Raw genomic sequence first — 13,667 nt, forward strand, 5'->3', positions numbered from 1 at the left:
TCACCGATGGTGGTGAGTTGGGAAACCACCGGCTGCTGTGTCACAGACTCCCGCGACGCGTCCATGCGAGGCGGGTGCACCGAGGCCGCCCGGCCACCTGGTTCCACGACTCCGGGCAGCCCCGGCCTATCGAGGGAAGGAATCCATTGAGCGACACCACCGACGTGACGTCGGATGTTTCCAACGTCGCTGGCGATGCCACCACCGCCGCCCCCACGCGCCGCCGGCGGAGCGGCACCGGTCTGTCGGCGATGCTGCTGCCGGAGCTGCAGAGCCTGGCCGCGTCGCTCGGCATCTCTGGTACCGCTCGCATGCGCAAGGGCGAGCTGATCAGTGCCATCACCGAGCGGCAGCAGGGCGGCGCGGCCGGAACCCCTCGACCGCGAGCCGAGGTGGCGGCTGCGTCCGCTCCCGCCCGTGAGGAGGTGCACGCGGAGGTCCGTGAGGAGCGGGCCGAGGCACGCCCCGCCGAGCAGGCGCCGGCCGCCGAGGTGACCGAGGGTCGTACCCGTGGTCGCCGCAGCCGGGCCGCCGCCGCGACCACCGAGGCGCGACCGGCCGAGGCGCCGGCGACCGAGGCGCGTCCGGCCGAGACGACGCGCGCCGAGGAGGCGCCCGCCGAGACCGGTGAGCGCGCCGAGCGTGGCGGTGACCGGGCCGAGCGCGGTGAGCGCAACGAGGGCCGGGGCCGTGAGCGCGGCGAGCGCGGCGGTGACCGGGCCGAGCGTGGCGGCGAGCGGGCCGACCGTGGCGAGCGCGGCGGTGATCGGGCCGAGCGCGGTGAGCGCAACGACCGTGGTGACCGTGCCGAGCGTGGTGACCGTGCCGAGCGTGGCGACCGGGCCGAGCGTGGCGACCGCAACGAGCGGGGCGAGCGCGCCGAGCGCAACGACCGGAACGAGCGCGGTGACCGGGGCGGCGACCGCAACGACCGGGGTGACCGCAACGACCGTGGTCAGCGCGCCGAGCGGGACAACGACGGCGACGACGACGGCGAGGGCGGCGGCCGGCGGGGCCGGCGCAGCCGGTTCCGGGACCGTCGTCGCGGCCGCGGCGAGCGGGGCGAAGGCGAGAGCGGTGGCGGTCGCGAGCCGCAGGTCGGCGAGGACGACGTGCTCGTCCCGGTCGCCGGCATCATCGACGTGCTCGACAACTACGCCTTCGTCCGGACCACCGGCTACCTGGCCGGCCCGAACGACGTGTACGTCTCGATGTCCCAGATCAAGAAGTACGGCCTGCGCCGCGGTGACGCGATCACCGGCGCCGTGCGGGCCGCACGGGACGGCGAGCAGCGGCGCGACAAGTACAACCCGCTGGTCCGGCTGGACACCATCAACGGGATGGAGCCGGACGAGGCGAAGCGCCGGCCGGAGTTCTACAAGCTCACGCCGCTCTACCCGCAGGAGCGCCTGCGGCTGGAGACCGAGCCGCACATCCTCACCACCCGGGTGATCGACCTGGTCATGCCGATCGGCAAGGGCCAGCGGGCGCTCATCGTGTCGCCGCCGAAGGCCGGTAAGACGATGGTGCTGCAGGCGATCGCGAACGCGATCACCCGCAACAACCCGGAGTGCCACCTGATGGTGGTGCTGGTCGACGAGCGGCCGGAAGAGGTCACCGACATGCAGCGGTCGGTGAAGGGCGAGGTCATCGCGGCCACGTTCGACCGTCCGCCGCAGGACCACACCACGGTGGCGGAGCTGGCGATCGAGCGGGCGAAGCGCCTGGTCGAGCTGGGCCACGACGTGGTCGTGCTGCTCGACTCGGTGACCCGGCTCGGGCGGTCGTACAACCTGGCGGCACCGGCCAGCGGCCGGATCATGTCGGGTGGTATCGACTCCACCGCGCTCTACCCGCCCAAGCGCTTCCTCGGCGCGGCGCGCAACATCGAGAACGGCGGTTCGCTGACCATTCTCGCCACCGCGCTGGTGGAGACCGGGTCCATGGCGGACACGGTCATCTTCGAGGAGTTCAAGGGCACGGGTAACGCCGAGCTGAAGCTGGACCGGAAGATCGCCGACAAGCGGGTCTTCCCGGCGATCGACATCAACCCCTCCGGCACCCGCAAGGAGGAGGTCCTGCTCGCGCCGGAGGAGCTGGCGATCATCCACAAGCTCCGCAAGGTGCTGCACTCGCTGGACTCGCAGGCGGCGCTCGACCTCCTGCTGGACCGGCTCAAGCAGTCCCGCACCAACATCGAGTTCCTGATGCAGATCGCGAAGTCCACTCCGGGCGAGTGAGCTGACGGATCCGACGAACGAGGGGCACGGCCGCATCGGCCGTGCCCCTCGTCGCGTACCGGGTCGGAGGTCGTGAAGTTTTTCTACGGTTAAGCCGCTAGGTATTGAAACTTCTGTTCATCGTCGGGTTGACTGTCGTCCATGCGAACCCGCAGTCGACCCGCCCGCCTCGCCGGCGTCCTGCTGCTGACGCCGTTGCTGACCCTCACCGCGCCGGCACCGTCCGCCGCCACTGCAGCGCCGTCGGCCGTCGCGCCGCCGGGCACCGCCGCCGAGGACGCGCCACGCGCCTCGTCCCGCCCCGACTCCGCCGTCGCGCTGGCCGGTGTGGAACCGGCCGGCGGCCTGGAGACCGCCAAGACCACCCGGCCGGTCGCGCCCGGCCTCGACCTGACCTCCTTCGACAGGTACGACGCGGCCGGCTGGCTGCGCGCCGACGCCCTCACCGCCGACCTGGCCGGCGGGCTGACAGTCGACTACGTGAACTCCGGCGAGGTCACCAAGGACGAGCCGCTGCGCGCCGCGGTGGACCGGTCCCGTGCCGTCGCGGCGGTGAACGGCGACTTCTTCGACATCAACAACTCCGGAGCCGCCCAGGGCGTCGGCGTCCGCTCCGGCGAACTGGTGCAGTCGCCAGTCGCCGGGCACCCCAACGCCGTCGGGATCAGCGCCCAGGGCATCGGCCGGGTCGTCCAGGTCGGCTTCGAGGGCACCGCGACGCTGCCCGCCGGGCCGGTGCCGCTCACCCAGTTCAACAACATGGTGCAGCGCGACGGCGTCGGAGTGTTCACGCCGCTCTGGGGCTCGTACACCCGCAAGCGGGCCGTGGAGGGCGCGGCCCGGACGGTCGAGGTGACGCTGACCGGCGGCCGGGTGGCGAGCGTCGCCACCACGGCGGGCGAGGGGCCGATCCCGGCTGGCAGCACCGTGCTGCTCGGCCGCGAGGCCGGCGCCGACGCGCTCGCCGCGCTGCGTCCCGGCGACGCGGTGGACCTGACCTGGCGGCCGCGTGCCTCCGACGGCGGTGACCTGCGCGCCGCCGTGGGCGGCGGCAACGTGCTGGTCCGCGACGGCGTGGTGCAGAGCATCGCCGACGCGTCGCTGGCCCCGCGGACCGCTGTCGGCTTCTCCGCCGACGGCCGCAAGATGATCATGCTGACCGTGGACGGCCGGCAGGTGGACAGCCGGGGCGTCACCCAGACCGAGATGGGCCGCATGATGGCCGAGCTGGGCGCCGCGAACGCGCTCAACCTCGACGGCGGCGGCTCCTCCACGCTGCTCGCCCGGGAGCCGGGCGCGGCCACGGTCCAGGTGGAGAACAGTCCGTCCGACGGCAGCGAGCGGCCGGTGCCCAACGGGCTCGCCGTCTACGCGCCGAAGGGCAGCGGCCGGCTCACCGGCTACTGGCTGGAGACCGCCAGCGACCCGACCGCCGCACCCGGTGTCGCGCCGGTGCGCGGCGGCCGGCCGGACCGGGTCTTCCCCGGCCTCACCCGTCGGCTCACCGCCGCCGGATACGACGAGACGTACGGCCCGGCCGCCGGCGAGCCGCGCTGGCACGCCACCCACGGACGGGTCGACGGCGACGGCGTGTTTCGGGCCGCCGTCCCCGGCCGCAGCACCGTCACCGCCGCCCGCGGCCGCGCCCGGGGCGCGATCGAGCTGACGGTGCTCGGCCCGCTCGCGCGCATCGACGGCACCGTCGACCGGGTCGGCCTGGACCGGGCTGGCGACAGCGGCCTGTTCGGCGTCGTCGGCTACGACGCCGAGGGCAACACCGCGCCGATCGAGCCGGCCGACCTGAGGCTGGAGTACGACAGCGACCTGCTCTCCGTCACCCCCACCGCCGACGGCAACCTGTCCGTCACGGCGCTCGCCGCGACCGGCTCGGCGCTGGTCACCGCGCGGGTCGGCAACCGCACCACGGTCCTGCCGGTGACCGTCGGGCTGACCGACGTGCCGGTGGCCGGGTTCGACGACGCGGCGTCCTGGAAGTTCAGCCAGGCCCGCGCCTCCGGGTCGGTCGCACCGGCCGACGGGCACACCGGGGGCGGGCTGCGGATGTCGTACGACTTCAGCCAGTCCACCGGAACGCGGGCCGCGTACGCCGACCCGCCCGCCTGGATCGACGTACCCGGCCAGCCGCAGGCGTTCGGCATGTGGATCAAGGCGAACGGCACCGGCGAGTGGCCCAGCCTGCACCTGCACGACGCGCAGGACACCCAGTTCGTGCTGCGCGGCCCGTACCTGGACTGGACCGGCTGGAAGTACGTCGAGTTCGCCGTACCGCCGGGCGTGCAGTACCCGGTGCGGGTGCGCCGGTTCTACGTGGCCGAGACCGACCCGGCCGAGCAGTACCGCAGCGAGGTCGTGATCGACGACCTGGTGGCGCGGGTGCCGCCGGACGTGCAGGCGCCGCCGGAGCCGAACCGCACCGACCGGGTGGTGGTGCGTGACGGCACTGTGGACGGCGCGCCCTGGCGCTTCGCGGTGCTCTCCGACGCCCAGTTCGTCGCCGCGAACCCGGACAGCGACCTGGTCGCCCAGGCCCGCCGTACGCTGCGCGAGGTCCGCGCCGCCCGGCCGGACTTCCTGATCATCAACGGTGACTTCGTGGACACCGCCTACCCGGCGGACTTCGCCCTGGCCAAGCGCATCCTGGACGAGGAACTGGGCGGCGAGGTGCCGTACCACTACGTGCCCGGCAACCACGAGATCATGGGCGCGCCGATCGACAACTTCCGCAGCGTCTTCGGGGACACCTCGCGCGTCTTCGACCACCGGGGCACCAGATTCCTGACGCTGAGCACCGCCACCGGGTCGCTGCGCGGCGGCGGGTTCGACCAGGTGGAGTTGCTGCGCCGGACGCTCGATCAGGCCGCCGCCGACCGCTCGGTCGGTTCGGTAGCGGTGTTCTTCCACCACCCACCGCGCGACCCGAGCCCGGCCAAGGCCAGCCAGCTCGGCGACCGCAAGGAGGCGGCACTGGTCGAGCAGTGGCTGGCCGACTTCCAGCACCGCACCGGCAAGGGCGCGCTGATGGTCAACGGCCACGTCGGCACGTTCCACGCCGACCGGGTGGACGGCGTGCCGTACGTGATCAACGGCAACTCGGGCAAGGACCCGTCCACCCCTGCGGCGCTCGGCGGGTTCACCGGGTGGACCGAGTTCGGGGTGGACCCGGTGACGCCGGGGGAGGCCGAGCGGGCCCGCCGTGACCCGCTGGCCGAGGGACCGCGGTGGGTGAGCGCGGAGATGCACGCGCACGTCGACCGGCTCGCGCTGACCGCACCCGCGCAGGTGTCCCGGCGTACGCCGGCCGACGTCACGGCCACGCTCACCCAGCCCAGCGGGCGTGTGGTGCCGGTCGCCGCGCCGGTCAGCGCCGACTGGTCCGGGTCGCCGAACCTGCACATCGGCGGCGCCGCGGGCGTACGTCCCTGGCACGCCGCCCGATTCGACCCGCTGACCGGCAAACTGACCGCCCTGCGCCCCGGCGCCCAGGTCCAGCTGACTGTGACGGTGAACGGAGTGAAGGCCGAGGCCCAGGTGACCACCACCCCGTAACCCCCGGTCCTGCCCTGGCTCTCGCCCCGGTGATCATGAAGTTGACCTGGACAAAAGCGACAGGAAATGCCGCTAACTTCATGATCGCCGGGCCCGGGGCCGGCCCGGGGACCGGCCCGGCCCCGGGCAGGTGGGGGAGTGGGTGGGGTGGGGGTGGGAATGCTGACGGGTGGGCCGGCGTTGGGGGTGGCGGACCTCCTGTGCCGGGTGGAAGATGCCCGTGGCAGACTGGTCAATCGGCCACCGGTTCCGGTTCACGCCCGAGCCCGTCGTGACGACGGGGCGCACCGACGGCGACCCGGCGACCACCGACGAAAGGACCGAGGCGACATGAAGCCCAACATCCACCCGGAGTACGTGACCACCGAGGTCCGCTGCTCCTGCGGCAACACGTTCACGACCCGCAGCACCGCCAAGGGCGGCGCCATCAGCGTCGAGACCTGCAGCGCCTGCCACCCGTTCTACACCGGTAAGCAGCGCGTGCTGGACACCGCCGGCCGGGTCGCGAAGTTCCAGCAGAAGTACGCCAAGGTTCAGGCCAAGAAGGCCAAGTAGCTCCGTCGACGACGCCCGTGTCCGGCTCCTGCCGGGCACGGGCGTTCGTCCGTTTGCGCCGGTTTCATCTCCCCCAAGGAGCATCCGCAGCATGAGCAGTGAGCGCCTGGCCGCCCTCCTCGACGAGTACGCCGAGCTGGAGCGGCGGCTGGCCGACCCGGCCATCCACGCCGACCAGGGCACCGCCCGGCGGGTCGGCCGTCGGTACGCCGAACTGGTCCCGCTGCACAAGGCGGCCGGTGAGCTGGAGCAGGCCCGCGCCGACCTGGCCGCCGCCCGGGAACTGGCCGCCGAGGACGCGACGTTCGCCGTCGAGGCGGACACCATCGCCGCCTCCCTGCCGGCCCTTGAGGAACGGCTCGCGGAACTGCTCATCCCGCGCGACCCGCACGACGCCAAGGACGTGATCGTCGAGATCAAGGCCGGCGAGGGTGGCGAGGAGTCCGCGCTGTTCGCCGGTGACCTGCTGCGGATGTACACCCGGTACGCCGAGCGGCACGGCTGGGTCACCGAGGTGATCGACGCGCAGGACTCCGACCTCGGCGGCGTCAAGGACGTCTCCCTGGCGATCAAGAGCAAGGGCGTCCCGGAGGGCGGCAACGGCGTCTGGTCCCGGCTCAAGTGGGAGGGCGGTGTGCACCGGGTGCAGCGCGTCCCGGTCACCGAGTCGCAGGGGCGGATCCACACCAGCGCCGCCGGCGTGCTGGTGCTGCCCGAGGCGGAGGACGTGGACGTCACCATCGACCCGAACGAGCTGCGCATCGACGTGTTCCGCTCGTCCGGCCCCGGTGGACAGTCGGTGAACACCACCGACTCGGCGGTACGGATCACCCACGTGCCGACCGGCATCGTGGTCTCCTGCCAGAACGAGAAGTCGCAGTTGCAGAACCGGGAGCAGGCCATGCGCATCCTGCGCGCCCGGCTGCTGGCCGCCGCCCAGGAGCAGGCGGACGCGGCGGCGTCGGACGCCCGCAAGGCGCAGGTCCGGACCGTGGACCGGTCCGAGCGGATCCGCACCTACAACTTCCCGCAGAACCGGATCACCGACCACCGCATCGGCTACACCGCGTACAACCTGGACCTGGCGCTGGCCGGCGAACTGGACGGGGTGCTCGACGCGCTGGCCGAGGCGGACCGCGCGGCCCGGCTGGCCGGCGAGACCGAGCTGTCCCGCCGCTGACCGCCGGGGGTGTTAAGCGGGGCCCCCTCCTCTACCGGAGGCGTTAACAAGGGCCCCCTCCTTACGGCTCAGCTCGCCCGCAAGCGCGCCTTGGCGCGCAGCATCTCCCGGTCGGCCAGCTCGAACGCGGCGCCCAGCGCCTCCCGGACGCTCACGGTGGTGCTGCCGTCGACCTCGGCGAAGCCGATCGTCACCCCGACCGGCGTGCCCGGGACCAGGGACTCCCAGTCCTCGGTGCGGACGGCCGCCTCGATCCGGCGGGCCACCTCGACCGCCTCCGGCATGCCGGTGTCGGGCAGCACCACGACGAACTCGTCGCCGCCGTAGCGCGCCACGAAGTCTCCCCGCCGCATCACCCGGTTGATCACCCCGGCGACCCGTTGCAGCACCAGGTCCCCGGAGTGGTGGCCGTGCCGGGTGTTCACCGCCTTGAACCCGTCGAGGTCGCAGACGCCGATCACCACCCGCTCGCCCCGGGACACCACGGCGCCCAGGTAGCGCTCCAGCCGGCGCCGGTTGGGCAGGCCGGTGAGCGGGTCGGTGAGCGCCTCGCCCTCGTACCGGGCCGCCTCGCGGCGCATCTCCTCGTGGTCGATCCGGGCGGCGATGCCGTCGATGTAGACGTCCCGCAGCCGGTCGCTGCGCCGCGCCGCCAGCCGGAACGCGTGCCGGTCGGCCCGGTGCGCGCCCGCATGGTCACCGGCCCGGGCCAGCGCCACGCTGCGCAGCCGGGGTGCCTCGGCCGCGCCGAGCGTCTCGTCGGATACCCGCAGCGAGTCCAGGCGGGTGACCGCCTCGATCGGGCGGCCGGCGGCCACCGCGAGGCAGACCTGACCGAGCTGGCGCAGGTCGCGGGCGCGGGCACTGTCACCGCCGTGGCCGAGCAGCCGGTTCGGGTCGGCGTCCCCGGCGGACTCCACCCGGTCGCCGAGCGCGGCCCGCCGGGCGGCGGCGTAGCCGTACGCGGCCAGGCTGCTCGGGCGCAGGTTGCCGGCACCCCCGCCGCGCAGGAACCGGGCGAGGTCACCGGCGACGTCGCGCAGCACCCGCAGGCAGCCGTCGCTGTCGCCGTTGTGGTCGAGCGCGACCGCGTTGCGCAGCCGGATCCCGGGGGCGGCGAACGTCTCCTCGGGGATGCCGACGCTGAGCCCGACCTCCCGGGCCCGCTCGATCGCGCCGAGCGCGTGGCCGTGGAAGCTCAGGTACGAGTACGCCATCGCCAGGTCGTGCCAGCCCCAGGCGGTGTCCCGGTCGGGCGTGTCGTCGGCGCTGAGCGCGCGGGCGGCCCGGACCAGGTGCATCACGCATCGGTCCAGCGCGCCCTGGTGGTGTGCGGCGAGCGCGGCCAGCGCGTTGAGGTGCCCGTGCAGGTAGGGCTCGGTCAGGTCGCGTACGGCGGCGGAGGCGTCCTCGACGGCCCGGGTGAACTCGGCGGTCCGGCCGAGATTGATCAGCGCGGACAGGCGTTGCACGAGCGCGTCGGCGCGGGCGTACGGGTCGTCGGTGGTGCGGATGACGCGGTCGAGCAGGGCACACGCCTCCGCGGACCGGCTGGCCTCCTGGAGTGACCGAGCGCGTCGGAGAGCGTCAACCTGGTCCTCGACCTGGTCGAGCCAGCCCACTCGCGACCTCCCTGCGGTGTGCGCCCGGACGCACCCGCTCGTGAGGTGGGCCGCGACGCCTCATGATTATTGCGTGACCGCACTCCCGCAACACCCGTCCGAAGGGACAGAACGCGAACGCCCCTCGCTGGTGATCATCCGGGTGGCGCGCGCGCTCGCCGCGGCGGGCGTCGAGGCACCCCGCGCCGAGGCCGAGCAGCTCGCCGCGTACGTCCTGGACGTGCCGCGTGGCCGGCTGGCGCTCGCCGACGGCTTCACCCCGGCGCAACGCGACCGCCTGGACGCGCTCGTCGGGCGGCGGGTGACCCGCGAGCCGTTGCAGCACCTGCTCGGCTCGGCCGGTTTCCGGCACCTGGAGCTGGCCGTCGGGCCGGGCGTCTTCGTGCCCCGGCCGGAGACCGAGCTGCTGGCCGGGTGGGGGATCGAGCGTGCCCGGGAGCACGCCGCGCCGCTCGTGGTCGACCTGTGCAGCGGTTCCGGCGCGATCGCCCTCGCTGTCGCGCAGGAGGTGCCCGCAGCCCGGGTGGTGGCGGTGGAGCGGTCCCCGGCCGCGCTGGCGTGGCTGCGGCGCAACGTGGCCGGGCGCGCCGCCGCCGGGGACCGGCCGGTCGAGGTGGTGGCCGCCGACGTGACCGATCCGGACCTGCTGGCCGACCTGGCCGGGCGGGTCGACGTGCTGCTGTGCAACCCGCCGTACGTGCCGAGGTCGGTGGCGGTGCCGCCGGAGGTGGCCGGGCACGACCCGGACGAGGCGGTGTTCGGCGGCGCGGACGGGCTGGACGTGATCCGTCCGGTGGTCGGCCGGGCCGCCGCGTTGCTGCGTCCGGGCGGGGCGATCGGCATCGAGCACGACGACACGCACGCGGCGGCGGTGCCCGCGCTGCTGCGCGGCGACGGCCGCTACGACCGCGTGGAAGAGCACCGGGACCTGGCCGGGCGGCCCCGCTGGGCGAGCGCGTCCCGGCGGGCGGACGGCACCCACGCCGACCCCGCCCGGGCGTGGCAGACTGACTCCTCGTGATGCTCTACGACTGTCGGTCGCCCGCCGACCGGGACCGCGGCATCGCCGCTGCCATCGAGGCGGTCAAGAACGGGGAACTCGTCGTCCTGCCGACCGACACGGTCTACGGCATCGGGGCGGACGCCTTCACCCCGTACGCGGTGAAGGCCCTGGCGGACACGAAGGGTGGCGCCCGGCAGGCGCCCCCGGTGCTCATCGGTTCCCGGCACACGCTCGACGGCCTGGTCTTCTCGCTGCCCGGCGCGGCCCGCGACCTGGTCGAGGCGTTCTGGCCCGGCGCGTTGACCATCGTGGTGGAGCACTCGCCGAGCCTGGCCTGGGACCTGGGCGACTCCAGCGGCACGGTGGCGGTGCGGATGCCGCTGCACCCGGTCGCGCTGGAGGTGCTGCGGGAGACCGGGCCGATGGCCGTCGCGTCGGCCAACAAGATCGGCCAGCCCGCCGCGCTCACCGCCGAGGAGGCGCGTGACCAGCTCGGCTACGGCGTCCGGGCGTACCTGGAGGCCGGGCCGGCGGTGGACCCGGTGCCGAGCACCATCGTCGACCTGACCGGCGACGTGCCGCGGGTGCTGCGCGAGGGCGCGGTGACGCTGGCGAAGCTGCGCGAGGTCGTGCCGGACATCCTCGACGAGCGGGGGGTCTGAGTGCCGCCCTTCACCGTCCTGCACGTCTGCATGGGCAACATCTGCCGGTCGCCGATGGCCGAGCGGCTGCTGCTGCTCGCGGTCCGGGAGCGGCTGGCCCGCCTCGACGTCGATCCGGCCGGGTCGGACGCGCTCGTGCACAGCCACAGCGCCGGCACCGGCGGCTGGCACGCGGGGGAGGAGATGAACCCGCCCGCCGCCCGGCAGGTGATCTCGCGCGGCGGTGACACCGACGGCTTCGCCGCCCGGCGGCTGCGCTCCGACCTGATCGACGCCGCCGACCTGGTGCTCACCGCCACCGCCGACCAGCAGGAGTACGTGGTGGCGCTGCGACCGGACGCCGCCGCGCGCACGTTCGTGCTCGGGGAGTTCGGCCGCCTGCTCGGCGCGCTGGACCGGTCCGCCCTGCCGCCGGCCGAGCCGACGCCGGACGCCGTGTACGCGCGCGGCGTCGCCCTCGTCGCGGCAGTCGACGCGGCGCGGCAGAACGCCTCCGCGCTGCCCACCGACGACCTGGACGACCCGTGGGGGCGGGGCGACCAGTGCTTCAGCCGGGTCGCCGACGAGATCGAGGAGACGGTGCAGCCGCTGGCTGCCGTGCTGCTCCCCTGATCGCGGTTCATCCTTCCTCGCGAACTTCCTGCGCATTTCGCGGAAGACGGCGGCGAAAGCGGCCATTCCGGTCATTCTGAACGGGTCCGTACGGCCGGCTCCTGCGGGGAGAGCTGATGAACCGGGCCTATCTCGACAAGCTGTTCACCGTTGTGCTCGCCGGCGTGCTCGCCGGACTGGCCCTGGCCGCAGCCGCGCTGCCGGCCGCGCTGGTCTTCGGGCTGGGCGTGAAGAACCTGATGCCGTACACGGTGCTGCCGGAGGCGCTCAAGACGCCGCAGCCGGCGCAGCGGTCCAACCTGTACGCCAACGACGGGCGGACGCTCATCACCTCGTTCTACGTCGAGGACCGGGTGGACGTGCCGGTCGGCGAGGTGGCGCCGGTGATGCGCGACGCCATCGTGGCCGCCGAGGACGTGCGCTTCTACGAGCACCACGGCGTCGACGTGCGCGGCGTGGCGCGGGCGTTCACGGCCAACCGCCGCGAGGGCACCCGCCAGGGCGCCTCCACGCTGACCATGCAGTACGTGCGCAACGCGCTCGCCGGTGACCCCCGGCTGACCGAGGAGCAGCGCGCCGCCGCCACCGAGATCACCGTCGGGCGCAAGATCCGCGAGATGCGGTACGCGCTGACGCTGGAACGGCAGATCGGCAAGGACGAGATCCTCGGGCGCTACCTGAACATCGCGTACTTCGGCGCCGGGGCGTACGGCATCGCCGCCGCCAGCAAGCGCTACTTCTCCACCACCCCGGAGCGGCTCACGCTGGCCCAGGCCGCGCTGCTCGCCGGGCTGGTCCGGTCCCCGGCCGACGACCCGATCAACGGCGACGCCGACGCGGCCCGGCAGCGGCGGGCGTACGTGCTGGACCGGATGGTGGAGACCGGCCGGGTGAGCGCGGCCGACGCCGAGGCGGCGAAGGCAACGGAGCTGGCCCTTAAGCCCAACACCACACCGAACGACTGCGCCGCGGTGCCCGCCGACCACAACGACTGGGGCTTCTTCTGCGACTGGTTCACCCAGTGGTGGAACGCCCAGCCGGCGTTCGGCGAGAACGTCGACGAGCGGCAGCGGACGCTGCGCCGCGGCGGTTGGAAGATCGTGTCCTCGCTCGACCCGGACGTGCAGGCCAAGGCGAGCGAGCAGGTGCGGGAGATCTACCCGGAGACGATCGCGCGGGCGGCACCGACCGCCGTGGTGCAGCCGGGCACCGGCCGGGTGCTGGCCATGGCGGTGAACCGCACCTACGGCACGACCGCCAACCCGGACGGGCAGCAGAACTACCCGAACACGGTCAACCAGCTGGTGGCCGGTGGTGGCGGCATCACCGGCTATCAGGCGGGCTCCACGTTCAAGCTGTTCGCCCTGCTGGCCGCGCTGGAGTCCGGGCTGCCGCTGGACACCGAGTTCGACGCGCCGCGCGTCTACGTGACGCAGTACCCGGTCGGCGCCGGCCCGGCGAGCTGCGGCGGCCGGTGGTGCCCGGCGAACGCCAACACCTACTGGATGGACGGCGACCGGGACATGTGGGACGCGTTCGGCCGGTCGGTGAACACGTACTTCGCGTGGCTGACCGAGCGCGTCGGCGCGGACCGGGTGGTCGAGATGGCCCAGCGGCTGGGCATCGTCTTCCGTGCCCCGGCGGACGCCCGGATGGCCCGCGAGGGCGCCAAGAGCTGGGGACCGTTCACGCTCGGCGTCTCCGCCACCACGCCGCTGGACCTGGCCGGCGCGTACGCCGCGGTGGCCGCCGAGGGCACCTGGTGCCGGCCCACGCCGGTCACCTCGATCACCGATCCGGGCGGCCGGACGGTGCCGGCCGGGAACACCGACTGCCGGCAGGTGCTCGACACCGAGGTGGCCCGCGCGGCGGCCGACGCCAGTCGCTGCCCGGTCGGCGACCAGTCGATGTACCGGCGCTGCGACGGCGGCACCGCCGAGGAACTGGCCCCTGGTCTGCGCCGGCCGGTGGCGGGCAAGACCGGCAGCTCGGAGCGGAACGCCACCGAGACGGTCGTCGCGTTCACCCCGCAGCTGTCGGTGGCGACGATCGCCGCGAACCCGGACGACCCCCGGGACGCGGTCGGCGGCGGCGTGCAGAAGCGGCAGATCGCCGCCGTGGGCCGCATCCTCGCGTGGTCGCTGCGCGACGAGCCGGTACGCGACTTCGTCCCGCCCGGCCAGGCGGTGGCCTTCCAGCACACCAGCCCGCGCACCGGCAACTGAG

At 73.9% G+C, this 13,667-nt stretch carries 9 protein-coding genes; 8 read left to right on the top strand and 1 reads right to left on the bottom strand.

Features of this window, described 5'->3' with window-relative positions; genetic code table 11:
- Positions 1-146 precede the first annotated feature (146 nt).
- From rho to prfA, 4 genes are all read left to right on the top strand, one after another.
- Entirely contained in the window at positions 147-2,240 is a 2,094-nt protein-coding gene (gene rho, locus ML5_RS15710; protein ID WP_013475353.1) for a transcription termination factor Rho, read from the top strand.
- A 141-nt stretch (positions 2,241-2,381) separates the two neighbouring features.
- Positions 2,382-5,807 (top strand): phosphodiester glycosidase family protein, encoded by a 3,426-nt coding sequence (locus ML5_RS15715; protein WP_013475354.1) that lies wholly within the window; start codon positions 2,382-2,384, stop codon positions 5,805-5,807.
- 330 nt (positions 5,808-6,137) lie between these two features.
- A complete protein-coding gene (rpmE, locus tag ML5_RS15720; protein ID WP_013288272.1) occupies positions 6,138-6,362 on the top strand; it encodes a 50S ribosomal protein L31 in 225 nt (74 codons plus the stop codon).
- 91 nt (positions 6,363-6,453) lie between these two features.
- On the top strand, positions 6,454-7,542 hold the full coding sequence (gene prfA, locus ML5_RS15725) for a peptide chain release factor 1 (RefSeq protein WP_013288271.1): 1,089 nt from the start codon (positions 6,454-6,456) through the stop codon (positions 7,540-7,542).
- Positions 7,543-7,610: 68 nt separating this feature from the next.
- Here prfA and ML5_RS15730 read toward each other — a convergent pair whose 3' ends face one another.
- The gene (locus ML5_RS15730) at positions 7,611-9,164 is read right to left on the bottom strand and encodes a GGDEF domain-containing protein (protein WP_013288270.1); all 1,554 of its coding nucleotides are present in this window, start codon (positions 9,162-9,164) and stop codon (positions 7,611-7,613) included.
- A gap of 130 nt (positions 9,165-9,294) precedes the next feature.
- On the opposite strand from ML5_RS15730, the gene prmC reads away from it, so the two are divergent.
- The 4 genes from prmC to ML5_RS15750 all read left to right on the top strand — a co-directional run bounded on the left by prmC (position 9,295) and on the right by ML5_RS15750 (position 13,666).
- Positions 9,295-10,185 carry a peptide chain release factor N(5)-glutamine methyltransferase gene (gene prmC, locus ML5_RS15735; protein WP_013475355.1) on the top strand — a complete coding sequence of 297 codons (891 nt, stop codon included), beginning with the start codon at positions 9,295-9,297 and terminating at the stop codon, positions 10,183-10,185.
- The gene (locus ML5_RS15740) at positions 10,185-10,829 is read left to right on the top strand and encodes an L-threonylcarbamoyladenylate synthase (RefSeq protein ID WP_013288268.1); all 645 of its coding nucleotides are present in this window, start codon (positions 10,185-10,187) and stop codon (positions 10,827-10,829) included. The genes prmC and ML5_RS15740 overlap by 1 nt, the downstream gene beginning before the upstream one ends.
- A complete protein-coding gene (locus ML5_RS15745; protein WP_013475356.1) occupies positions 10,830-11,441 on the top strand; it encodes a low molecular weight phosphotyrosine protein phosphatase in 612 nt (203 codons plus the stop codon).
- A 116-nt stretch (positions 11,442-11,557) separates the two neighbouring features.
- On the top strand, positions 11,558-13,666 hold the full coding sequence (locus tag ML5_RS15750; protein ID WP_013475357.1) for a transglycosylase domain-containing protein: 2,109 nt from the start codon (positions 11,558-11,560) through the stop codon (positions 13,664-13,666).
- Position 13,667: the final 1 nt, after the last annotated feature.

Source organism: Micromonospora sp. L5 (assembly GCF_000177655.2).
GTDB lineage: Bacteria > Actinomycetota > Actinomycetes > Mycobacteriales > Micromonosporaceae > Micromonospora > Micromonospora aurantiaca.